Source organism: Microbacterium sp. NPDC080005 (assembly GCF_040702445.1).
GTDB lineage: Bacteria > Actinomycetota > Actinomycetes > Actinomycetales > Microbacteriaceae > Microbacterium > Microbacterium oleivorans_D.
Map to the genome: position 1 here is coordinate 44,827 of NZ_JBFBLD010000004.1, position 21,779 is coordinate 66,605.

A 21,779-nucleotide genomic window follows, 5' to 3' on the forward strand; every position below is an offset into this window, starting at 1 on the left:
TCAGGCCGGGCGGCGAGCCGCCAGCTCGTCAGAGGTTGCAGCATCCTCCGCGGCCTGCTTCGGCTGACCGATGCCGAGCTTCTGCTTGATCTTGGTCTCGATCTCGGCGGCGACATCGGTGTTCTTCAGCAGGAAGTTGCGCGAGTTCTCCTTGCCCTGTCCGAGCTGCTCACCCTCGTAGGTGTACCAGGCGCCCGACTTCTTGACGATCCCGTGCTCGACACCGAAGTCGATGAGGCTGCCCTCGCGTGAGATCCCGACTCCGTACAGGATGTCGAACTCCGCCTGCTTGAACGGCGGCGCCATCTTGTTCTTGACGACCTTGACGCGGGTCCGGTTGCCGACCGCCTCGGAACCGTCCTTCAGCGTCTCGATGCGACGGATGTCGAGGCGGACGGAGGCGTAGAACTTGAGTGCCTTACCGCCTGCGGTCGTCTCGGGCGAGCCGAAGAAGACACCGATCTTCTCTCGGAGCTGGTTGATGAAGATCGCGGTCGTCTTCGTCTGGTTCAGACCACCGGTGATCTTGCGGAGCGCCTGGGACATGAGGCGGGCCTGAAGACCCACGTGGGAGTCACCCATCTCACCCTTGATCTCGGCCTCGGGGACGAGCGCGGCGACGGAGTCGATCACGACGAGGTCGATCGCACCGGAACGGATCAGCATGTCCGCGATCTCGAGCGCCTGCTCACCCGTGTCGGGCTGGGAGACGAGGAGGGCATCGATGTCGACGCCCAGCTTCTCGGCATAGGCCGGGTCGAGGGCGTGCTCCGCATCGATGAAGGCGGCGATGCCACCGGCGCGCTGCGTGTTCGCGATCGCGTGCAGCGTCAGGGTCGTCTTACCGGAGGACTCCGGACCGTAGATCTCGACGACGCGACCCCGCGGGATTCCGCCGATGCCGAGGGCGACGTCGAGAGCGATGGAGCCGGTCGGGATGACCTCGACGGGAGCCCGTTCGTCGCTCCCCAGTCGCATGATCGATCCCTTGCCGAACTGGCGGTCGATCTGGGCGAGGGCCGATTCGAGGGCCTTTTCGCGGTCGGCAGGTGATGGCATGTCGTGCTCCTTCGTGCTCGCGGTTCCGTCGCCCATAGGCTGTCGCGATCGTCACCGACGGTTCGGATTCTGCGACAGGGCGGGGGTGTCATCTGACGCTGTTCACGTTAGGAGGACCCTCCGACATCGAGATGCCGGCGCCCGCCTCCGTGGATGACGTCTCTACGACACCCGCTGTGAAGGACACTACGCCCTTATCGAACGCATCTTCGATGCGACACGCCGATCAACGGCGCGGGTCGAGCCGGCCTGCACCGTGACGACGGGAGACGGGGACGTCCGTCTCTGCGCACAGCGCGTACCAGACGTCCCGGGGCGGGATGCCGGCGGCGAGGGCCTCTCGCGCGGTCTTGTTGCCGACCGCGGTCAGGACCAGGTCCGACACCAGAGCCGGCCCACCCGCACCGAACTCATCGGCGACGGCGCGATCGAACTCGCTGTGGCGCATCGACCGTCAGCGCAGCGACAGCTCGGGGGCGGGGACGTCCTCCCCGAGCGAGGCGAGGTCGTCGGGGACGACGTCGCTCAACGAGTGCAGGCCCTCCAGAACGGAGATGCGCTCGCCCACCTCGCGCATGATGGCGGAGATGGGAACGTCCAGTGCCTCGGCGACGGCGGCGAGGATCTCGCTCGATGCCTCTTTCTGACCGCGCTCGACCTCGCTCAGGTAGCCGAGGGCGACGCTGGCCTTGCCCGACACCTGACGGAGGGTGTGACCCTTCTGCAGACGGAAGTCGCGGAGGACATCACCGATCTCTTGACGAACCAGGATCATGCGTGGGCCCTCCCTCTGCTGCGATCCACCGAATCCCTTGCGGGGGAACCACGGTACAACACGTTCGATGTCACCCTAGACCCCGAGCGCTGGGGAATGGATGGGAATCACCGATACGTAACATGCTCGGAACGGGCGCTATTCCCGACTCACAGGGCGTCGACGGCGAGGGCGATCGCGCGGGCCGTCGCGGCCGTGCGGATCTCGTCCCGACCGCCCTCCAGGAGAAGCGACTCGACTCGCGACCCGAGCGGGGTCGAGACGGCGATGTGCACGGTTCCCACCGGCTGGCCGTCGGAGGACACCGGACCGGCGATCCCGGTCGTCGCGATGCCGACGTCGGCGGGGTCCTCCGTGCCGACCGCACGGCGGACGCCGTCCGCCATCTGACGTGCCACACGCGGGTGGACGGGGCCGTGGGCGTCGAGCAGGGTCTCGTCGACACCGAGCAGCCGCTCCTTGAGGTCGGTCGCGTAGGCGACGATGCCACCGCGGAACACGGCCGAGGCGCCCGGCACCGCGACGACGGACGCCGCGACGAGACCCCCCGTGAGCGACTCGGCGACCCCGAGCGTCCACCCCAGCTCCTTCAGCCGCTCGACGAGGCGCTCCGGCTCGGACCTCGGGCCGCTCGCGACCGCGGTCTCCTCCAGCTCCTCGGGGAGCTCGCTCGGTTCCCGACGCATCATGCCCTCCGAGGCTGCCTCGGGCGCACAGCGGTGACGACGTAATCGACGCCGCTGGCGACGGTCAGCACGACCGCGATCGTCATGGCGATCGTGTTGACGACGTGGACCCACTCCCCCACGACCGTCCACAGCGGGAGGAGGGCGAGGGACAGCGCGACCGCTTGTGCCACTGTCTTCAGCTTCCCCATCCACGCGGCGGCCACGACGTGGTCCGTCGCGACGATCAGCCGGTGGACCGTGATGCCGAGTTCTCGGACGAGGACGAGGACGACCACCCACACGGGCAGTTCGCCGAGGATCGAAAGGGAGACGAAAGCGGCACCCGTGAGAACCTTGTCCGCGATCGGGTCGAGCAGCTTCCCGAGATCCGTCACGATGTCGTGGCGGCGGGCGAGGTATCCGTCGACGCCGTCCGACGCGATCGCGACGATGAACAGCGCCGCCGCCCACCAGCGGAGGGCGCCGTCCGCGCCGCCGTCGGCCAGGAGCAGCCAGATGAACACGGGCGCACACAGGATGCGCACGATCGTGATCGCGTTCGGTAACTGCCGCGGGATCGTCACGGTCCGAGCCTACCGAGCCGTGGCGGGGGCGCGCTCAGTCACGGCCCGTGAGACCCCAGGCATCCTCGTCCCCTTCGGACTCGACGACCTCGTAGCCCTCGAACTGCTGCGTCACCGCGTCGGGGCCGTACGGGTCAGCCGGGGGCGTCGAGACGGCGGCCTCCGAAACGGGGGGCTCCTCGCCGCGCAGTCGGGCGAGGACGGCGGGCAGCTCGTCGGGAGTCACGAGGACGTCGCGGGCCTTCGATCCTTCGGACGGCCCGACGATCTCGCGCGCTTCGAGCAGGTCCATGAGGCGGCCCGCCTTGGCGAAGCCGACCCGGAGCTTGCGCTGCAGCATCGAGGTCGAGCCGAACTGAGTCGTGATGATCTGCTCGGCGGCCGCGAGGAGGAGCTCGAGGTCGTCACCGATGTCGGCGTCGATCTCCTTCTTCTCGACGATCGCCTCGACGTCCTTGCGGTACTCGGGCCGCGCCTGGTTCTTGACGTGCGCGACGACCTTCTCGATCTCCTTCTCGGCGACCCAGGCGCCCTGGACACGCACCGCCTTGGACGCGCCCATGGGGAGGAAGAGACCGTCGCCCTGACCGATGAGACGGTCGGCGCCCGGCTGGTCGAGGATGACGCGGGAGTCGGTGACGCTGGTGACGGCGAAGGCGAGTCGGGACGGCACGTTCGCCTTGATGAGACCCGTGACGACGTCGACCGATGGCCGCTGCGTCGCGAGGACGAGGTGGATGCCGGAGGCTCGGGCGAGCTGCGTGATGCGGACGATCGAGTCCTCGACGTCGCGCGGCGCGACCATCATCAGGTCGGCGAGCTCGTCGACCACGACGAGGAGATACGGGTACGGCTTCAGCACACGCTCGCTGCCCGCGGGGAGCTGGATCTCCCCCGCCACGACCGCCCTGTTGAAGTCGTCGATGTGGCGGAAGCCGAACGACGCAAGGTCGTCGTACCGCATGTCCATCTCCTTCACGACCCACTGCAGCGCTTCGGCGGCCTTCTTGGGGTTCGTGATGATGGGCGTGATCAGGTGCGGCACACCCGCGTAGGAGGTCAGCTCGACCCGCTTCGGGTCGATCAGCACCATGCGGACGTCCGACGGCTTGGCGCGCATGAGCAGGCTCGTGATCATCGAGTTGACGAAACTCGACTTGCCCGAGCCGGTCGATCCCGCCACCAGCAGGTGGGGCATCTTGGCGAGGTTCGCGACGACGTAGCCGCCGCCGACGTCCTTCCCGATCCCGATCGTCATGGGGTGCGTCGCCTGCTGGGCGTTGGGCGAGCGCAGGACGTCGCCGAGGGTGACGATCTCGCGGTCGGTGTTCGGGATCTCGACGCCGATCGCGCTCTTGCCGGGGATCGGCGCGAGGATGCGCACCTCGTTGGATGCCACGGCGTAGGCGATGTTGTTCGTGAGTGCCGTGATGCGCTCGACCTTGACGCCGGAGCCGAGGGCGATCTCGTACTGCGTCACTGTCGGACCGCGCGAGAAGCCCGTCACCTTCGCGTCGATGGAGAACTGCTCGAAGACGCCCATGATGGCGCGGACCATGGCGTCGTTCGCCTCGGAACGGGCCTTGTGCGGGGTGCCCGCCGCGAGCGCGTCGGCGGACGGGAGGCGGTAGTCGGCGGCATCCGGGTCGACGGAGTCGAGGTTCGCGGCCACGAAGTCCGGCAGCGGCGGAACGGGCGGGACCTCAGCGGCCGCGACGTCTCGCTTGCGACCCGGCGTGCGCGGCGCGGCGGGCGCGATGATCTCCGTCACCGCATCCGGCATCACCTCGGGAGTCGGCGTGGTGACGGGGTTGTCGAAGCTGCCGTCGCCGCTGGCTTCCAGGAGCGCCGTCAGGTCGTCGGCGCCCAGGCCGCCGTCGGCGTCCTCCTCGCGGCCGGACTTGTTGCGCCGCCACCAGGGGAGCGACTCGCCCTCGTCCTCGGGAGCGTCGAAGGCCACCGTCGGGCCCGTCCCCGCCGCGTCCGACGTCTCGTCGCGCTCGACGCGCTCCGCACCGAACATCCACGCGTACAGGTCGCCGAGGCGGCGACCGATGCGGTTCGGCGGCGTCTTGGTGAGGATCAGCACGCTCAAGAAGGCGAGGAGGCCGAGGACGACACCGGCACCGATCTCAGTGAGCACCGTCAGCGGCTCGCCGATCGCCCATCCGAAGAGGCCGCCCGCCGCGCTCAGGGCCGCGAGACCCTGGCTGGGCTGCGGCCGATCCGCGACGACATGGCAGAACCCGGCGACCGCCAGCACGAACAGGCCGGCACCGATGCCGATCCGGCCGTTGTCGTGGACGGACGGCGGATGCCGGAAGAGCCACCCGGCGAGCAGGAGCAGGATCACCGGGAAGACGAAGGCCTCGCGGCCGATCAGGGCGCCGACCGTGTAGGCGCTGATGTTCGTGCCGACCTCGGTCCCGATGAGGAACCATTCCACGACTGCTCCGGCGATCGCCATGAGGACGAGCAGGAACGGGAACCCGTCGCGACGCTGATCCTTCTCGAGCGACTCGGAACCGAACGCCCGGAACATGCCGCCCGCGATGTGGGCCAGCCCGAGCCATGCCCGGACCACGACCGGGGGGCGCTCGACGTCGTCGACGTAGCGCTTCGGGGCGGGTTCGGCTTTGCGCCGCGGCGTGGGTTCGGCCTTCTTCGCGCGCGCCGAGGAGCCCGACGCGGAGGCGCGGGGTTTACTGGCCGGACTGCTGCTCCTGGGCATACCTTCCACGGTAGGCGCGAGGACCGACATGTGCCCGGATTGACGCGACCCCTGGCCGGGATCGGTGCTCAGCCGAGACGCTTCACCATCGTGTCCCGCCCGATGCCGCTCCGGGTGACGGCGAACCCCTCGCTGCGGTAGAGGACCTGGGCGAAGTTGCCGCGCTCGACCGACAGGCTGATGCGGCCGCGTCCCTCGGCGCGGGCCTCGTCGCACAGTCGTCGCACGAGGGCGCGACCCACGCCGTGCGAGCGCCACAGCGGCTTCACTCCGATGATGAGCTCGGGCACCCCGGTGCCGACGTAGGCGAATCCCGGTTCGGTACGGGGCATCGTGCGGTACCACGCCGCCCCGATGGGCTCCGCGCCCGCGACGGCGATGAACCCGACGTCCCCCGGCCGCATCCATCCGGACAGGTACCTGCTGTGGTCGGGGTGCGAAAGGATCTCATGTCGCGGCCGCGCCGCGCCGGGGCGCCAGTTGGCGGCCTCGACGACCATGTCGCCGAGGAAGACCCCGTCTGCCTGCACGGCAGGACGCAGCGACCACGACTCGGGCATGCCCGAATGGTAGCGGCCCCGTCAGGCCTCGATCACCATGGGGACGATCATCGGACGACGGCGCAGCGACTGGTTGACCCACCGACCGATCGTCCGGCGCACGACCTGCTGCAGCGCGTGCTGATCGCGGACCCCGGACTGGGCGGCCTCGGTCAGCGCCTGAGCGATCTTCGGCTTGACGGAGTCGAACACCGCGTCGTCCTCCGCGACACCGCGGGCGTGGATCTCGGGCCCCGTGACGATCCGGCCCGTCGCGGCATCCACCACGACGATGACGGAGATGAACCCCTCCTCGCCGAGGATCCGCCGGTCTTTGAGGTCCGCATCCGTGATCTCGCCGACCGACGAACCGTCGACGTAGACGAACCCGAGGTCGAGCTGGCCGACGACGCGGGCGACGCCGTCCTTCAGGTCGATGACGGTGCCGTTCTCGGCCAGGATGGTGTTCTCCGCCGGGATGCCGCTGTCCTGAGCGAGCTTCGCGTTGGCCATCAGGTGCCGGTACTCGCCGTGCACGGGCAGGACGTTCTTCGGCTTCAGGATGTTGTAGCAGTAGAGGAGCTCACCGGCGGCGGCGTGGCCCGAGACGTGGACCTTCGCGTTCGCCTTGTGCACGACGTTCGCACCGAGCTTGGTGAGCCCGTCGATCACGCGGTAGACGGCGTTCTCGTTGCCCGGGATGAGGCTCGAGGCGAGGATGACGGTGTCACCCTCCCCCGGCTCGATGGCGTGGTCGAGGTTCGCCATCCGGGACAGGACCGCCATCGGCTCGCCCTGCGACCCCGTCGACATGTAGACGATGCGGTCGTCCGGGAGGTCCTTGGCCTTCTTGTAGTCGATGAGGACGCCGTCGGGGACGTGGAGGTAGCCCAGCTGCTCGGCGATCGTCATGTTGCGCACCATCGAGCGGCCGAGGAAGGCGACCCGGCGACCGTGCGCGGCGGCGGCGTCGATGACCTGCTGGACCCGGTGGACGTGACTCGAGAAGCTCGCCACGATCACGCGACGCGGTGCCTTGCCGATGACCTGGTCGAGGACCGGCCCGATCGCGCGCTCGAGCGGCGTGAAGCCGGGGACGTCGGCGTTCGTCGAGTCGACGAGGAAGAGGTCCACGCCCTCCTCCCCCAGCCGGGCGAAGGCGCGCAGGTCGGTCAGGCGACCGTCGAGCGGGAGCTGGTCCATCTTGAAGTCGCCCGTCGCCAGCACCAGCCCTGCGGGGGTGCGAATGCCGACGGCCAGCGCGTCGGGAATGGAGTGGTTGACCGCGACGAACTCGAGGTCGAAGGGTCCGACCTGTTCGCGCTGCCCCTCCTTCACCGTCAGCGTGTACGGCTTGATCCGGTGCTCCTTGAGCTTCGCCTCGACGAGGGCGAGGGTCAGCTGCGAGCCGATGAGGGGGATGTCCCCCTTGCGCTTGAGGAGGTACGGCACCGCGCCGATGTGATCCTCGTGACCGTGCGTGAGCACGACACCGACGATGTCGTCGAGCCGCCCGCGGATCGCCTCGAAGTCCGGGAGGATCAGGTCGACACCCGGCTGGTGCTCCTCCGGGAACAGCACGCCGCAGTCGACGATGAGCAGCTTCCCGTCGAACTCGAAGACCGTCATGTTGCGGCCGACCTCGCCGAGTCCGCCGACGGGGGTGACCCGGAGCGTGCCGGATGCGAGCGCCTCAGGCGCGGAGACGGTCGTGCTCATCGAGTTGTTCCATGCACCTTCGGAAGGGCGCCGCCGGCGGCGGCGTTGCGGTCGGGTCGGAAGTTGGAGAAGTCGGCACCGTCGACATCCTTCACGAGGGCGAGTTCGTCCTCGATGAGGGCGGCTTCCCACTCCTCGGGGCCGACCAGGGGAAGTCGGACGCGGGGGCTGGAGATGCGGCCGAGACCGTGGAGGATGTACTTCGCGCTCACGGTGCCCGGCACATGGGTCATGACGGCGCGGACGAGCGGCTCGAGCTTCTGGTGGGCAGCGGTCGCGGTCTTCAGGTCGCCGCGGTTCACGGCATCCACGATCACGCGGTACGGCGCCGATGTGATGTTGGCGGTCACACCGATGAGTCCGGCCGCGCCGATCGACAGGTGCGGCAGGACGTTCGCGTCGTCGCCGGAGAAGTAGAGCAGGTCGGTCTGGTTGAGGACGCGGCTCACCTCGCTGAAATCGCCCTTGGCGTCCTTCACCGCGAGGATGTTGGGGTGCTTCGCGAGGCGCAGGATCGTCTCGTATTTGATGGGCACCCCCGTGCGCCCGGGGATGTCGTAGAGGATGACGGGCAGATCCGTCGCGTCGGCGACGAGGCGGAAGTGCGTCAGGATGCCGGCCTGCGTCGGCTTGTTGTAGTACGGCGTGACGATCATGATGCCGTCGGCGCCGGCCTTCTCGCTGGCCTTGTAGAGCTCGATGGCGTGGGCGGTCTCGTTCGATCCGCCGCCCGTGATGATCTTCGCGCGCCCCGAGGAGACGGACTTGCCCACCTCGACGAGCTTCAGCTTCTCGGCATCCGTCAACGTGCTGGTCTCACCGGTCGTGCCGGTCACGACGATGCCGTCGGCACCGCCCGTGATGACGTCGTCGATGTGCTTCTCGACTGCGGGCCAATCGACCTCGCCGTCGGCCGTCATGGGGGTGACGAGCGCGACGAGCACCTGACCGAAGGGATTGGCGGAGTGCGTCATGGTTCCCAGGGTACCGGTCGGGCTCCTCGGGTCGTGCGGGGTCGGCAGGTGACGCATGCACGATCCGAGTGACGCATGTCGACTGACACCCCCGGACTGTCGACCGGCCCCACCCACACGTGCAGGCGGACGCGATGCTCGAGGACCCAGACTCCGTGGTGGCGCAGCGCGGATGCGCAGCAGAGCTCGCCGCCGTGCGCAGCCGCGATCCGCGTCGATGGGGCGGCTTCCGGGACCGCGCACACGCCGTTGCGCACTCGGAGGAGGGTTCCGCGATCCGCCGCTCGCGCGAGCTGCGCCCGCGTCCCCCACGGCGGCACAACTGCGGCCTCCGCGGGATCCCGCGGAGGCGGTCGTCCGCTCTCAGCGACCGCGGGAGGCGGCGGGGACGACGACGCGGTCCGGGAGGAGCCGCGAGAGGGCGACGAGGGCCTTGTACCGGAACGAGGGGATGCTGACGGCACGGCCGCGGGCGGCGTCGCGGAGGGAGGCGCGGACCACTGCGGGAGCGTCGAGCCACATCCACCCGGGGACCCCTTCCTGCCCCGGCGGCAGACCGAGTCGCTCGTGGAAGTTGGTGTGGACGAAGCCGGGACACACGGCTGTGACCGTCACCCCGCGCGGCGCGTAGACCGCGTTGGCCCAGCGGCTGAAGCTCACGACCCACGCCTTGGCAGCCCCGTACGTGCCGCGGGGCACGAGACCGGCGACCGAGGCGACGTTCAGGATGCGTCCGCGGCGACGGTCGAGCATGACGGGGAGAGCAGCGCGGGTCAGGCGCATCGTGACCTCCGCGTGGAGCTCGAGGTGCCGGGCCTCGTCGTCGATGTCGTTCTCCTCGAAGGCACGGCGCAGGCCGTAGCCGGCGCAGTTGACGAGGACATCGACCCCGGCCGCCAGACGCTCTTCGACGCGGCTGCGCTGCGCCGCATCCGGCAGGTCGGTCACCAGCACCTCCGCGCAGCCGCCGCGCGCCCCGATCTCATCGGCCAGGGAGCGCAGCGCGGATTCGTCCCGTCCCACGAGGACGACCTCGGCGCCCCGGGACGAGAGCTGGCGGGCGTACTCGGCTCCGATCCCGGAGCTCGCGCCGGTGACGAGGGCTGTGCGACTCATGCGCGCCAGCCTAGGAGCGGGTCAGGGGGCGACGCGACCGTTCGCGTTGAAGGCGGCGTACGTGAGCGGCATGAGCTCGCGCCACACGTTCTCCATCTTCTCGGCGCACATCTCGATCTCCCGCTGCGGGAACGACGGGAAGTGCGTGCCCTCCCGCGTCGTGCGCAGGGAGAGGAAGTTCATGAGGGATCGCGCGTTCACCGTCACGTACATGGAGGACATGATGTTCAGCGGGAGGACGATGCGGGCGACCTCGCGGGCGATGCCGGCGTCCAGCATCCGCTGGTAGCTCTCGAAGGCCGCGACGGATGCCTCGCGCGTCTCACGTGCGACGAGCTCGACCTGCTCCTCCGATCCGGGCAGGAACTGGTACGCGCCGGGCTTGCCGACCTGCACGAGGTTGCGCTCGGGTGCGGGGACGTAGAAGACGGGCCGCAGCTCGCGGTAGCGGCCCGACTCCTCGTTGTACGAGGCCATCCGGTGGCGCATGAACTCGCGGAAGACGAAGATCGGCGCCTGCACGTAGAACGTCATCGAGTTGTGCTCGAAGGGCGATCCGTGGCGGTCACGCATGAGGTAGTTGATGAGGCCGCGGTCGCGCCCCGTCGCCTCGGTGCCCTCGGCCGCGGCTTCGAGGGTCTGCTCACCCTGCGTCGAGACGCGGGCCGCGAAGAGCACGTCACTGTCGGATGCCGACGAGCGCACCAGCTCGACGGTGACATCGCTGCGGAACTCGATCTCGGGGCTGTCGGCGCGCTCACTCACGGCTCACACACTACCCGTCGAGGTGACGCGGGATGACGCCCGGCAGCGCCCGTACGCACCGGACAGCACTACTGTGGAGCGGTCATGGAACTCCTTCCCGCCATCGTCGTGCTGACCGCCCTGCTCGTGGTCACCGTCGGCATCGGACTCGTCCTTCGTCGGCAGCAGAACCGCCCCCGCGCGGTCGATCCCCACGAGGTCGTCGAACCCACCCGCCTGGGCGCGGAGCGACTCGGCGAAAAGGCGACCCTGCTGCAGTTCAGCACCGAGATGTGCAGCCGGTGCCCCGGCGTCCACCGCACCCTCCGCGAGATCGCCGACGACCGCGACGGGGTGCTGCACCTCGACGTCGACCTCACCCACAGGGTCGACATCGCCAAGCACTTCCAGGTGCTCCAGACACCGACGACCCTCATCCTCGACCGGCACGGAGTCGTGCACTCGCGATTCGGCGGGACGCCGGGGCGGCAGGTCGTCGAGATGGAGCTCGACCGCGTGACGGCAGGAGCGGACCGTGGCTGAGGTCCGCGGGATCGACCCGCGCGGCCCGCGGTTCGCGGCATCTGTCACGTCGGTGCTGCTGCTGATCGCGACGCTGCTGGCCCTGCTGGGCAGCTCGACGGCTCACACCGATGCCGGATTCGGCTGGCTCGCCCCACTCGGCGGTGGCATGTTCATCGTTCCGATCAGCGGCTGGGTGCTTCCATTCACCCCGCTGTCCATGCGTATCCTCGACCCCGGCTTCCTCGCCGTCCTCGTCATCGCCCTCCTGTTCCTGTGGGGGGTCGTCTCGCCCCGCACCGCTCCGTGGGGCGTCCTCTATCGGCGCATCGTCCAGCCGCGTCTCGCCCCGCCGACGGACCTCGAAGACCCTCGCCCGCCGCGCTTCGCGCAGGGCGTGGGCCTCTTCGTCACCACGGTGGGACTCCTGCTGCACCTGCTCGGCGTCCCGCTCGCGCTGCCGATCGCGGCAGGGCTCGCGTTCATGGCGGCGTTCCTCAACGCCGTGTTCGGCCTGTGTCTCGGATGCCAGTTGTGGCTGATCCTGCAGCGCGCAGGCCTCGTGGGCCGCACCGCCTGACGCTCCCCCGGAGCCGCGTCAAGTCGTATCGCGCGCTCATCCACGAGGTTTAGGCTCGGCACCGTTCCGTCACGACCACGACCGAGGAGAGACCATGAGCGTCACGAGCGAAGCCACCACCAGCTGGAAGGGAACCCTCTTCGAAGGGTCGGGCGAGGTCGCCCTCGAGAGCTCCAACCAGGGACCGTTCGCGGTCAACTGGAAGGCGCGGAGCGAGGGGTCCACCTCGGTGACGACGCCCGAGGAGCTCATCGCCGCCGCGCACTCCTCGTGCTTCAGTATGGCCCTGTCGAACGCCCTGGCCGAGAACGGGACGCCGCCGGAGAGCGTCGAGACGACGGCATCCGTCACCTTCATCCCCGGCACGGGCATCACCGGGTCGCACCTCAACGTCAACGCCTCGGTCCCCGGACTCTCGGCGGAGGACTTCGACCGCATCGCGAACGAGGCGAAGGCGGGATGCCCGGTCTCGGCCGCCCTCTCCGGCATCGAGATCACGCTCGAGGCGACGCTTGCCTGATCGCCGGGTCGTCGTCTCGGGGGCGTCGGGACTGATCGGGCGCGCCCTCGTCGACTCCCTGCGGGCGGACGGGTACGCCGTGACGCGGCTCGTCCGGCACGCTGCCCAGGCGCCGGACGAGGTCACCTGGGCGCCCGGCGAGTCGCCGCTGGATCCGCAGGTGCTCGCGGGTGCCGAGGCGGTCGTGAACTTCAACGGCGCGACGATCGGCCGATTCCCGTGGACCCCCTCGTACAAGAAGCAGCTCGTCTGGTCGCGGATCCATCCGACGCAGACGCTCGCGCGAGCGTTGCGCGAACTCGGCGAGGACGCGCCGCTGTTCGTGAGCTCATCGGCCACCGGCTACTACCCGCCGGACGCGCACGGCCGGACCTTCGACGAATCGGGCCCACGGGGCGACGCCTTCCTCTCCGATCTCTGTGGCGAGTGGGAGTCGGCCGCGGTCGCCTCGGGTGCCCCCACAGCCCTCTTGCGCACGGCCCCTGTCGTCCATCGCGACGGCGTGCTGAAGCCCCTGCTCCTGCTGACCAAGCTGGGCCTGTCCGGCCCGCTCGGCAGCGGGACGCAGGTGTGGCCGTGGATCTCGCTCGACGACGAGATCGGCGCGATCCGCCATGTCATCGACCGCAGGATCACCGGACCCGTCAACCTCTCGGGTCCCGAGCGCGCGACGGCGAACGACCTCGGCTTCGCCCTGGCACGACGTCTGAACCGGCCCTACATCCTGCGCGCCCCGTTGTGGGCGGTGCGCCTCGTCCTCGGAAAGGACGCCGTCGAGGCGCTGCTCGCGAACGACACGCACGTCGTCCCGGCGGCGCTGCTCGCGTCGGGGTTCACGTTCCGGCATCCGACCGTCGAGGACGCCGTCGCGGCCGCCGTCTGACGGCTCAGCCGCGCCGCTGGGCTCGCTCGCGCGATATGGCGGTGCGGATCGCTCCGCGGGCCCGCCGACGGTCCCCCGCGCCGTCGTAGAGGAGTCCCATCCGGTACCAGGCGCGCCAGTCGTCGGGGTTCTCCTCGACGGCGTCCCGATAGGCGGGGAACAGTGCGTCGGCCTCCGCCTGGACCGGTCGGCCGCTGGGACGGAGGGTGAGCTCCTCCCTTGGCAGCCCGCCCTCGGCCTCGAGCCGACGACCCAACCGCTGCGCGCCCAGACCGAAGCTCAGCTCGCGCCAGAGCGCCCACACCGCGACCACGGGCAGCAGCACGAGCGCGATCCCCATGGCGATGCCCACCGGATCGCCGCTCGAGACGAGCAAGACGGCGCGCTGGGCGACGAGGGCGATGTAGAGGACGAGGACGGCGGCGACGATCGCGACGGCGATGCGTGTCCTCATGGCGCGGTCGTCGCGGCGACCTGACCGGACACGGCGCCGTCGGCGACGGGTGAGGTCCGCGGTGTCTGCGGCATCCGGATGCCGATGTCGATCATCGCGTCGAGACCGATCACGATGCCGGTCGTGTCCCGCGCTGCGTCGAGGGCGACACGGATGCCGGGGGCGTAGGCCGCGGCGGGGTCGACGGTGTCGTGCACGATCGTGAGCGACTCCCCCGGACCCGACAGGATCGTCTCCTGCCGGGCGATGACACCCGGACGTCGCAGCGAGTGGACGGGGACGCTGGCGATCTGCTGGCCCCGCGCACGCTGATCGACGTGCGGCGCCTCGACCGGGCCGACCTCCGAGCGTGCCGCGGCGATGAGCTCCGCCGTGCGCACGGCCGTCCCGCTGGGTGAGTCGACCTTGGTCTCGCGGTGCGTCTCGACGATCTCGATGGAGGGGAAGAACGGGGCGGATGCCGCGGCGAGCGCGGATCCGATCACCGAGCCGAGCGAGAAGTTGGGGATGAAGACGGCGCCGGTGCCCGCGGCATCCACCAGCGGGCGGATGAGCGCGATGCGTTCGGCGGACCACCCCGATGTGCCGACGAGCACGTTCTTGCCACGCTCGATCGCGGCACGGACGACGTCGACGGAGACGGCGGGGGTCGACGCGTCGACGACGAGGTCGGCGCCGTCGATCTCGCTGAGGTCGCTCGATGACCCGAGGACAGCGACGGTCTCATAGCCGTCGGTCGCTGCGATCACGTCGGCGATGATGCCGCCGAGCTTGCCGGTCCCGCCCACGAGGGCCACACGCGTCGTCATGCCTCCAGCCTAGGCGGGCAGCAGGGAGGCGATCGTGTCCCAGGCGAGCTTGACGATGAGCAGGCCCAGCACCACCAGGAACACGACGCGCACGAAGCCGTTGCCGCCTCGTGTGGCCATCCGAGCACCGATGAAGCCGCCGGCGACGTTGGCGCACGCCATGAGGAGTCCGAGTACGAGGATGATCTCGCCGTGCACGCCGTAGACGATGAGCGCGGCGAGGTTCGTCGTGAGGTTGGCGATCTTCGCGTTGACGCTCGCCTGCAGGAAGCCGAAGCCGAGGACGCCGACGAGGAGGATCACGAAGAACGATCCGGTGCCCGGACCGAGGATGCCGTCGTAGAAGCCCACGGCGAGCCCGATGAGGCCCGAGCGCCACACGACGGCCGCTCGGGCGGTGTGCCGCGGCTCGTGGTGCAGCCCCATCCGCGGCCGCAGCAGCGTGTACACGCCGACCGCCACGACCGCGATCAGCACGACCGGGGTCAAGAGCTCGCGAGGCACGTAGCGCGACAGTGCCGCGCCGACGGCGGACCCGGCGAAGGCGCCCGCCACGAGCGGGATCAGGAGCGTCAGATGGACCCGGACACGCCGGAGATACACCCAGCTCGCCGAGAGGGTGCCGAAGAAGGACGACAGCTTGTTCGTGCCGAGGATGAACGGCGTCGCGACATCCTTCGGCACGCCGATGACGAGCGCCGGCAGCTGGATGAGGCCGCCCCCGCCCACGACGGCATCGACCCACCCGGCGACGCCGGCAGCGACCACGAGGAACAGGAGTGCACTGGCCGAGACGGGGAGCCACTCGGCGACGGCAGGTCCGGTCAGCACCTCACACCGAGAGGATGTCGGGCAGACCCGTCCGCAGCTCGACCGGGAGGTGTGCGAGGTCGTTGTGGGCCACGAGGGTCCACGGGCGCCCCGGACGCTGCGCGAGGACCGTCAGACCGCAGTGGGCCTGGTTGATCGTGAGCCAGCGCCACTCCGGCGCCTGCAGGACCTCGCGGACGAACCAGGCGATGACGAAGTTGTGCGTGATGAGGAGTTCGTGCGCGTGGGGACGGTGGGCGAGGAACTCCGCCCCGGCATCCGCCATCTGCGCCGCACCGGCGTCGGCCTCGGCCTCGGTCACTCCCCCGAAGAACGGCTCGTAGACGTGCGGGGTGTCCGGTGTCATCCCGCTCGGCACGCAGTCGAACAGCAGGGCGGTGGGCTCGGGGTCGACGGCCGGCAAGCGCTCGGCGACCGCGCGAGCGGTCTCGGCCGCACGCAGCAGCGGCGAGTGCCACACGGCGGTGAGCGGGACACCCGACAGGCGGTCGGCGAGGAGCTCGGCCTGGCGGCGACCGCGCGGCGAGAGCGGTCCGTCGGCCAGCCCGTGCTCGGCGTCGAGGTGTTCGCCGTGCCGCACCAGATACAGATAGTGCGTCACGTGTCTGCTCGCTTCGTCGAAAGTGCGCCGGGCGTTGCCCCGGCTCCTTCCACCCTAAACCAGCCTCAGTCGGTGGCCCGCGCGATCTCGGCCAGGTGCGCTCGACTGAGGTGAACGCCGACACCCTGCACGAGTTCGTCGACGTGGGCGACGGCGTAGGCGTTGACGATCGGCGCCGCGACGATCCGTTGCGCGAGCAGCCAGGCGATGGCGACAGCGGCGGGCGGCACCGCGAGCTCGCCGGCGATCCGGCCCATCGCCCGCAAGGTCCGCGCGCCGCGACGGTTCATGCTCGCCGCCAGCTGGCGTCCGCGCACGGTTCCGCTGACGTGTTCACGGTCGCGGTGCACGCCCGACAGATAGCCGTGCTCGAGCGCCTGCGACGGCGTGACCGCGATGCCCTGCGCTCCTGCGACCAGCCGCAGATCGCCGTCGAACTCGTCGCGGCGGAGCACGTTGTAAGGGACATCCAGCACCGTGAACCGCGGATAGCCCGCCGCCGACAGGATGCGGGCTTCGACGAGCTGCGCGGCCCGGTACCCCGCTGCCCCGATCGTGCGCACCTTCCCGGATTCGACGAGCCACTCCGCCGTCGCGAGGGTGTCCTCGAGCAGGGTCGTCCGGTCGGACGTCCCGTCGAGGGAGAGCACATCGATGCGGTCCGTGCCCAGACGGATGAGTGACGCCTCCACGGCACGCACGAGGTTCACGGGGCCGAGCCCGGGGTTGTCGGCACCTCGGCCGACACGCACTGTGAGAACCACGTCGTCGCGGTTGCGGCGCGCGGCCATCCACCGGCCGATGGCGTGCTCGCTGCGACCCGCGGCGTAGCTGTCGGAGGTGTGGAGCGCGTTGCCGCCGCGTTCGACGTAGCGGTCCAGGATGGCGTGGGCCGCCGCGATGTCGATGTGCCACCCGAACTCCCCACCCCCCAGGATGAGCGGGAACACCGTGAGGCCGGTCTCGCCGAGGGGGACACGGACGGCGCGGCCCAGCGGAGCGCCGTGGACCGGCAGCGGACCGGAGGGATGCAGCGTGGGCGCGGTGGTCGGCGACGTCGGATCCGCCGTCTCGAACGCTGCCATGCCCGTCTCCTTGCAGAGCGTTCCGGAAGACATGTGTCCACGCACCGCCGGATGCGCTCACTCCGAGGGTAGAGCAGCCCTCGGACTGGACGTGCGCGTCCGCGCGGCGCTCGATGACGTTTCGATAACGGTTGTCCGCGCGGGGCCCGCGACGGCGAACGCCCGCCCTCCGAGGAGGACGGGCGTTCGCGACGTGCGGGATCAGGCCTCGGCGGGCGCCTCAGCGGCCGCGTCGCCGGCCGGAGCCGACTCCTCGACCACGGGCTCGAGCGACAGCTTGCCGCGGTCGTCGATCTTGGTGATGCGCACCAGGATCTTCTGACCGACGCCGAGGACGTCCTCGACGTTCTCGACGCGCTTGCCGCCGGCGAGCTTGCGGACCTCGCTGACGTGCAGCAGCCCGTCCTTGCCCGGCAGGAGCGAAACGAACGCACCGAAGGTCGCGATCTTGACGACCGTGCCCAGGAACTGCTCGCCGACCTCGGGGTTGGTCGGGTTGGCGATCGCGTTGACCTGTGCGCGGGCGGCCTCGGCCGAAGGTCCGTCGACGGCTCCGATGTAGACCGTGCCGTCGTCCTCGATCGAGATCTGCGCTCCGGTCTCGTCCTGGATCGCGTTGATCGTCTTGCCCTTGGGGCCGATCAGCTCGCCGATCTTGTCGACCGGGATCTGGACGCTGATGACGCGCGGCGCGGTCGGCGCCATCTCGTCGGGGGCGTCGATCGCCGAGTTCAGGACGTTCAGGATCGTGAGGCGGGCGTCCTTCGCCTGCGTCAGCGCGGCAGCGAGAACCGACGACGGAATGCCGTCGAGCTTCGTGTCGAGCTGAATCGCGGTGATGAACTCACTCGTACCGGCGACCTTGAAGTCCATGTCGCCGAGGGCGTCCTCGGCGCCGAGGATGTCAGTCAGCGCGGCGTAGCGCGTCTGGCCGTCGACCTCGTCGGTCACGAGACCCATCGCGATACCGGCGACGGGGGCGCGCAGCGGCACACCCGCGTTCAGCAGCGACAGGGTCGAGGCGCACACCGAGCCCATCGACGTCGAGCCGTTGGAGCCGAGAGCCTCGGACACCTGACGAATCGCGTACGGGAACTCCTCACGGCTGGGCAGCACGGGCACGAGGGCGCGCTCGGCGAGGAAGCCGTGCCCGATCTCGCGACGCTTCGGGCTGCCCACACGGCCGGTCTCACCGGTCGAGTAGGGCGGGAAGTTGTAGTGGTGCATGTAGCGCTTGCTCGTCGCGGGCGACAGCGAGTCGATCTGCTGCTCCATCTTGAGCATGTTCAGCGTGGTGACACCCAGGATCTGGGTCTCGCCGCGCTGGAAGATCGCCGAGCCGTGGACGCGCGGGATGACCTGCACCTCGGCGTCGAGCGGACGGATGTCGGCGAGCCCGCGACCGTCCATGCGGACACCCTCGGAGAGGATGCGACCGCGGACGACGACCTTCGTCACGGACTTGTAGGCGGCGGAGAACTCGATCGGCGCGCCGGCGGGCAGCTGCTCCGCCTCGACGGCGGCGATGAGCTCGGCCTTGACGCGGTCCTTGACGGCGTCATCGGCCGCCTGGCGCTCCTGCTTGTCGGCGATCTGGTAGACGTTCACCAGGTCGTCGTAGGCGCGACCGGCCACGAAGTCGTAGACCTCGGAGCTGTACGGCGGGAAGACGGGGTAGACGCCCGGCTCGCGCGAGGACTCGGCTGCCATCTGCGCCTGCGCCTCGACGAGCTGCTTGAGGAACGGCTTGGCGGCCTCGAGACCCCCGGCGACGATGTCCTCGCTCGGCTTGACGGCGCCGCCCTTGATGAGGTTCCACGAGTTCTCGGTCGCCTCGGCCTCGACCATCATGATCGCGACGTCGCCGTCGGGCAGGACGCGACCGGCGACCATCAGGTCGAACACGGCCTCCTCGACCTGCTTCTGGTTCGGGAACGCGACCCACTGGTCGGCGTGCTCGCCGTGGCCGGGGATGAGCGCCAGGCGCACACCCGCGATCGGACCGGAGAACGGCAGACCCGAGATCTGCGTCGACGCCGAGGCGGCGTTGATCGCGAGGGCGTCGTAGTACTCGCCGGGAGCGATCGAGAGGACCGTCACGACGATCTGGACCTCGTTGCGCAGGCCGTCGACGAACGACGGGCGCAGCGGCCGGTCGATGAGGCGGCAGACGAGGATCGCCTCGGTGGAGGGGCGCCCCTCGCGACGGAAGAACGAGCCGGGGATCTTGCCCGCCGCGTACGAACGCTCTTCGACGTCGACGGTCAGCGGGAAGAAGTCGAAGCCCTCACGGGGGTGCTTGCCGGCGCTGGTGGCCGACAGGAGCATCGTCTCCTCGTCGAGGTAGGCGGCGACGGCGCCCTGCGCCTGCTGGGCGAGGCGTCCGGTCTCGAACCGGACGGTGCGGGTGCCGAAGCGTCCGTTGTCGAGGACGGCTTCGGCGGCGGTGATTTCAGGACCTTCCAAGAGGTCTCTCCTTCTTTGTTTAGACTCGCACGCGCGTTTCGCGAGCGAGATCGTGCGAAGGAGCAGGAACAGGCAGATATGGGCGCGCGGACACATCCGCGAGGACCGCCTGCGCTGGCCACCAGTCGAAGACCACCATCCGCGGGAACGGGATGGGAATCCACCACAGGGGACCAGCTTCCTGCCGGGCCTGCTCCATGAGCTCACTGTGAAGTTGAGCGGATGCCGCGGTGAGGACCGCGGGCAACCCTCCCCACCCTATCAGCGGGCCCTTCCGGGTGCGTATCGTGGCGGCATGAGCGACGACGAGAAGACCGCGGATGCGGCATCCGAAGACATGAAGCGGAAGTTCCGCGAGGCGCTCGAGAAGAAGAACGCGCACAGCCGGAAGGGTGAGGCCCACCTCGACGGCGACTCCGCCGTGCACGGAACGCACGGCGCCGTCACCAAGCGCGAGTTCCGGCGCAAGAGCGGCTGAGCCCTAGCGACCCCGACATGACGGCGGGCCCGGCATGACGGCGGGCCCGGACGCCTTGTGGCTGTCCGGGCCCGCCGCGTTCGTGGGAGCGTCAGTGCGTGGCCGCCTCCGCGCGGCGGCGTGCGCGCTCCTCCTTGGCGGCGGCCTCGTCGAGCGCTGCGTCGCCCAGCCCCGTGGTGTCCACCGCGTCGGTGTCGTCGGAGACCCCGTGGCCGGAGAGGGTCGACTCGTCGAAGGGACGCTGGCCGGCGAGGACGGCCGCGACCTGCTCGCGGTCGATCTGCTTGGTCCAGGTGCCGATGAGGAGCGTCGCGACGGCGTTGCCGGTGAAGTTCGTGAGCGCACGGCCCTCGGACATGAACCGGTCGATGCCGACGATGACGCCGACGCCGTTGACGAGGTCGGGACGGTAGGCCTGCAGACCGCCGGCGAGGGTCGCGAGACCGGCGCCGGTGACGCCGGCGGCGCCCTTGGAGGCGATGATCATGAAGACCAGGAGGCCGATCTGCTCGGGGATCGACATCGGCGCACCCATCCCCGAGGCGATGAACAGCGATGCCATCGTCAGGTAGATCGCGGTGCCGTCCAGGTTGAAGGAGTAGCCGGTCGGGACCGTGATGCCCACGACGGGCTTCGAGACGCCGAGGTGCTCCATCTTGGCGATCAGACGCGGCAGGGCCGACTCGCTCGAGGAGGTGCCGACGATCAGCAGGTACTCGCGGCCGAGGTACTTCATGACCTGGAAGATGTTGACCCGGGCGACGGCGTAGAGGAGCGTGCCGAGCACGCCGACGATGAAGACGATGCAGGTGATGTAGAAGGCGACCATCAGCAGGCCGAGGCTCAGGATCGCGGCGACACCGGTCTTGCCGACGACGGCGGCGATCGCACCGAACGCTCCGATCGGGGCGAGCCAGAGGATCATGCCGAGGATGCGGACGACGAGCGCCTGGAGGTTCTTGACCGCGTTCATGATGGGCTCGCCCTTGGCACCCATCTTCTGCAGTGCGAAGCCGACCAGGAGAGCGATGAACAGGACCTGCAGGACGCTCTCGCCCGTGAAGGCCGAGAAGAAGGTCGTGGGGATGATGCCGAGGAGGAACTCGGTCGTCGTCTTCGCTTCGGGCAGCGAGCCGGTGTCGTACTGGGCGTTCTGCATGTTCAGGCCCTCACCCGGGTGGATGATGTTGCCGACCACGAGGCCGATCGCCAGGGCGAAGGTCGACATCGCCATGAAGTACAGCAGCGCGAGGCCGCCGATGCGGCCGACGGTCGCGGCCTTCGCGATGGAGCCGACCCCGACGACGATCGTGCAGAAGATGATCGGCGCGATCATCATCTTGATGAGGTTGACGAACGCCTTGCCGACCGGCTCGAGCTCGACGGCGAAGGTCGGCCAGACGAGTCCGACCACGCAGCCGAGGACGACCGCGATGATCACCGAGACGTACAGCCAGGTGTGCTTGTCCCAGGCCTGCTTGCCGCGGCGCGGGTTGTATCCGGGAAGCCGGAACGAGGTTGTGAGGGCCATGATCTCTCCTGCGTGACAGTCGTTGTCGTGAGCCGACGGCTGTGTCGACGGGGACCAGCGTGCGCCTGTGCGCTCCGCTCCCCCAGTTGTGGTCGTATTGTTCCCAGGAC

23 protein-coding genes are annotated in these 21,779 nt (G+C 69.6%); 5 read left to right on the top strand and 18 right to left on the bottom strand.

Annotated features, from left to right (window positions below; genetic code table 11):
* The 11 genes from recA to thyX all read right to left on the bottom strand — a co-directional run bounded on the left by recA (nt 1) and on the right by thyX (nt 10,930).
* Complete coding sequence (gene recA / locus AB0259_RS14750) at nt 1-1,059, bottom strand: recombinase RecA (protein WP_251582579.1); 1,059 nt, start codon at nt 1,057-1,059, stop codon at nt 1-3.
* A gap of 226 nt (nt 1,060-1,285) precedes the next feature.
* Entirely contained in the window at nt 1,286-1,507 is a 222-nt protein-coding gene (locus AB0259_RS14755) for a DUF3046 domain-containing protein (protein WP_251582569.1), read from the bottom strand.
* A gap of 6 nt (nt 1,508-1,513) precedes the next feature.
* On the bottom strand, nt 1,514-1,834 hold the full coding sequence (locus AB0259_RS14760; RefSeq protein ID WP_064003188.1) for a helix-turn-helix transcriptional regulator: 321 nt from the start codon (nt 1,832-1,834) through the stop codon (nt 1,514-1,516).
* A 149-nt stretch (nt 1,835-1,983) separates the two neighbouring features.
* The gene (locus tag AB0259_RS14765) at nt 1,984-2,520 is read right to left on the bottom strand and encodes a CinA family protein (protein ID WP_366223291.1); all 537 of its coding nucleotides are present in this window, start codon (nt 2,518-2,520) and stop codon (nt 1,984-1,986) included.
* The gene (gene pgsA, locus AB0259_RS14770) at nt 2,520-3,086 is read right to left on the bottom strand and encodes a CDP-diacylglycerol--glycerol-3-phosphate 3-phosphatidyltransferase (protein ID WP_366223202.1); all 567 of its coding nucleotides are present in this window, start codon (nt 3,084-3,086) and stop codon (nt 2,520-2,522) included. Before pgsA ends, AB0259_RS14765 begins: the two co-directional genes overlap by 1 nt.
* A 34-nt stretch (nt 3,087-3,120) precedes the next feature.
* The gene (locus AB0259_RS14775; protein ID WP_366223203.1) at nt 3,121-5,817 is read right to left on the bottom strand and encodes a DNA translocase FtsK; all 2,697 of its coding nucleotides are present in this window, start codon (nt 5,815-5,817) and stop codon (nt 3,121-3,123) included.
* Between the two features lie 68 nt (nt 5,818-5,885).
* Nucleotides 5,886-6,377 (bottom strand): GNAT family N-acetyltransferase, encoded by a 492-nt coding sequence (locus AB0259_RS14780; RefSeq protein ID WP_366223204.1) that lies wholly within the window; start codon nt 6,375-6,377, stop codon nt 5,886-5,888.
* Nucleotides 6,378-6,398: 21 nt separating this feature from the next.
* Nucleotides 6,399-8,075: a ribonuclease J gene (locus AB0259_RS14785; RefSeq protein WP_251582561.1), complete on the bottom strand. Its 1,677-nt coding sequence runs from the start codon at nt 8,073-8,075 to the stop codon at nt 6,399-6,401.
* Nucleotides 8,072-9,049: a 4-hydroxy-tetrahydrodipicolinate synthase gene (gene dapA / locus AB0259_RS14790; RefSeq protein WP_366223205.1), complete on the bottom strand. Its 978-nt coding sequence runs from the start codon at nt 9,047-9,049 to the stop codon at nt 8,072-8,074. The genes AB0259_RS14785 and dapA overlap by 4 nt, the downstream gene beginning before the upstream one ends.
* A 363-nt stretch (nt 9,050-9,412) precedes the next feature.
* Nucleotides 9,413-10,165 carry an SDR family NAD(P)-dependent oxidoreductase gene (locus AB0259_RS14795; RefSeq protein WP_366223206.1) on the bottom strand — a complete coding sequence of 251 codons (753 nt, stop codon included), beginning with the start codon at nt 10,163-10,165 and terminating at the stop codon, nt 9,413-9,415.
* Nucleotides 10,166-10,186: 21 nt separating this feature from the next.
* Nucleotides 10,187-10,930, bottom strand: a complete 744-nt coding sequence (gene thyX, locus AB0259_RS14800; RefSeq protein ID WP_251582548.1) for an FAD-dependent thymidylate synthase — start codon at nt 10,928-10,930, stop codon at nt 10,187-10,189.
* Nucleotides 10,931-11,014: 84 nt separating this feature from the next.
* Here thyX and AB0259_RS14805 point away from each other — a divergent pair, with 84 nt between their 5' ends.
* The 4 genes from AB0259_RS14805 (at nt 11,015) to AB0259_RS14820 (ending at nt 13,414) form a co-directional block, all read left to right on the top strand.
* On the top strand, nt 11,015-11,452 hold the full coding sequence (locus AB0259_RS14805) for a thioredoxin family protein (protein ID WP_251582546.1): 438 nt from the start codon (nt 11,015-11,017) through the stop codon (nt 11,450-11,452).
* Nucleotides 11,445-12,011, top strand: coding sequence for a DUF4395 domain-containing protein (locus tag AB0259_RS14810; RefSeq protein ID WP_366223207.1), 567 nt, complete (start codon nt 11,445-11,447; stop codon nt 12,009-12,011). Before AB0259_RS14805 ends, AB0259_RS14810 begins: the two co-directional genes overlap by 8 nt.
* A gap of 94 nt (nt 12,012-12,105) precedes the next feature.
* Entirely contained in the window at nt 12,106-12,531 is a 426-nt protein-coding gene (locus AB0259_RS14815; protein WP_064003177.1) for an OsmC family peroxiredoxin, read from the top strand.
* The gene (locus AB0259_RS14820; RefSeq protein WP_366223208.1) at nt 12,524-13,414 is read left to right on the top strand and encodes a TIGR01777 family oxidoreductase; all 891 of its coding nucleotides are present in this window, start codon (nt 12,524-12,526) and stop codon (nt 13,412-13,414) included. Before AB0259_RS14815 ends, AB0259_RS14820 begins: the two co-directional genes overlap by 8 nt.
* Nucleotides 13,415-13,418: 4 nt before the next feature.
* Here the strand turns inward: AB0259_RS14820 and AB0259_RS14825 are convergent, their stop codons facing one another.
* The 6 genes from AB0259_RS14825 to AB0259_RS14850 form a co-directional block, all read right to left on the bottom strand.
* Nucleotides 13,419-13,868 (bottom strand): tetratricopeptide repeat protein, encoded by a 450-nt coding sequence (locus tag AB0259_RS14825; RefSeq protein ID WP_366223209.1) that lies wholly within the window; start codon nt 13,866-13,868, stop codon nt 13,419-13,421.
* Entirely contained in the window at nt 13,865-14,677 is an 813-nt protein-coding gene (gene dapB, locus AB0259_RS14830; protein WP_366223210.1) for a 4-hydroxy-tetrahydrodipicolinate reductase, read from the bottom strand. The genes AB0259_RS14825 and dapB overlap by 4 nt, the downstream gene beginning before the upstream one ends.
* Nucleotides 14,678-14,686: 9 nt before the next feature.
* Nucleotides 14,687-15,508, bottom strand: coding sequence for a TSUP family transporter (locus tag AB0259_RS14835; protein ID WP_366223211.1), 822 nt, complete (start codon nt 15,506-15,508; stop codon nt 14,687-14,689).
* A gap of 1 nt (nt 15,509) precedes the next feature.
* Complete coding sequence (locus AB0259_RS14840; protein WP_308222257.1) at nt 15,510-16,109, bottom strand: histidine phosphatase family protein; 600 nt, start codon at nt 16,107-16,109, stop codon at nt 15,510-15,512.
* A gap of 65 nt (nt 16,110-16,174) precedes the next feature.
* On the bottom strand, nt 16,175-17,194 hold the full coding sequence (locus AB0259_RS14845) for an aldo/keto reductase (protein ID WP_366223212.1): 1,020 nt from the start codon (nt 17,192-17,194) through the stop codon (nt 16,175-16,177).
* A gap of 201 nt (nt 17,195-17,395) precedes the next feature.
* Nucleotides 17,396-19,660 (bottom strand): polyribonucleotide nucleotidyltransferase, encoded by a 2,265-nt coding sequence (locus AB0259_RS14850; protein WP_366223213.1) that lies wholly within the window; start codon nt 19,658-19,660, stop codon nt 17,396-17,398.
* Nucleotides 19,661-19,955: 295 nt separating this feature from the next.
* Between AB0259_RS14850 and AB0259_RS14855 the strand changes: the two genes are divergently transcribed.
* Nucleotides 19,956-20,138 carry a DUF5302 domain-containing protein gene (locus AB0259_RS14855; protein ID WP_251582516.1) on the top strand — a complete coding sequence of 61 codons (183 nt, stop codon included), beginning with the start codon at nt 19,956-19,958 and terminating at the stop codon, nt 20,136-20,138.
* 91 nt (nt 20,139-20,229) lie between these two features.
* On the opposite strand, the gene AB0259_RS14860 is transcribed toward AB0259_RS14855, so the two are convergent.
* A complete protein-coding gene (locus AB0259_RS14860) occupies nt 20,230-21,669 on the bottom strand; it encodes a cation:dicarboxylase symporter family transporter (protein ID WP_366223214.1) in 1,440 nt (479 codons plus the stop codon).
* Between the last annotated feature and the right edge of the window lie 110 nt (nt 21,670-21,779).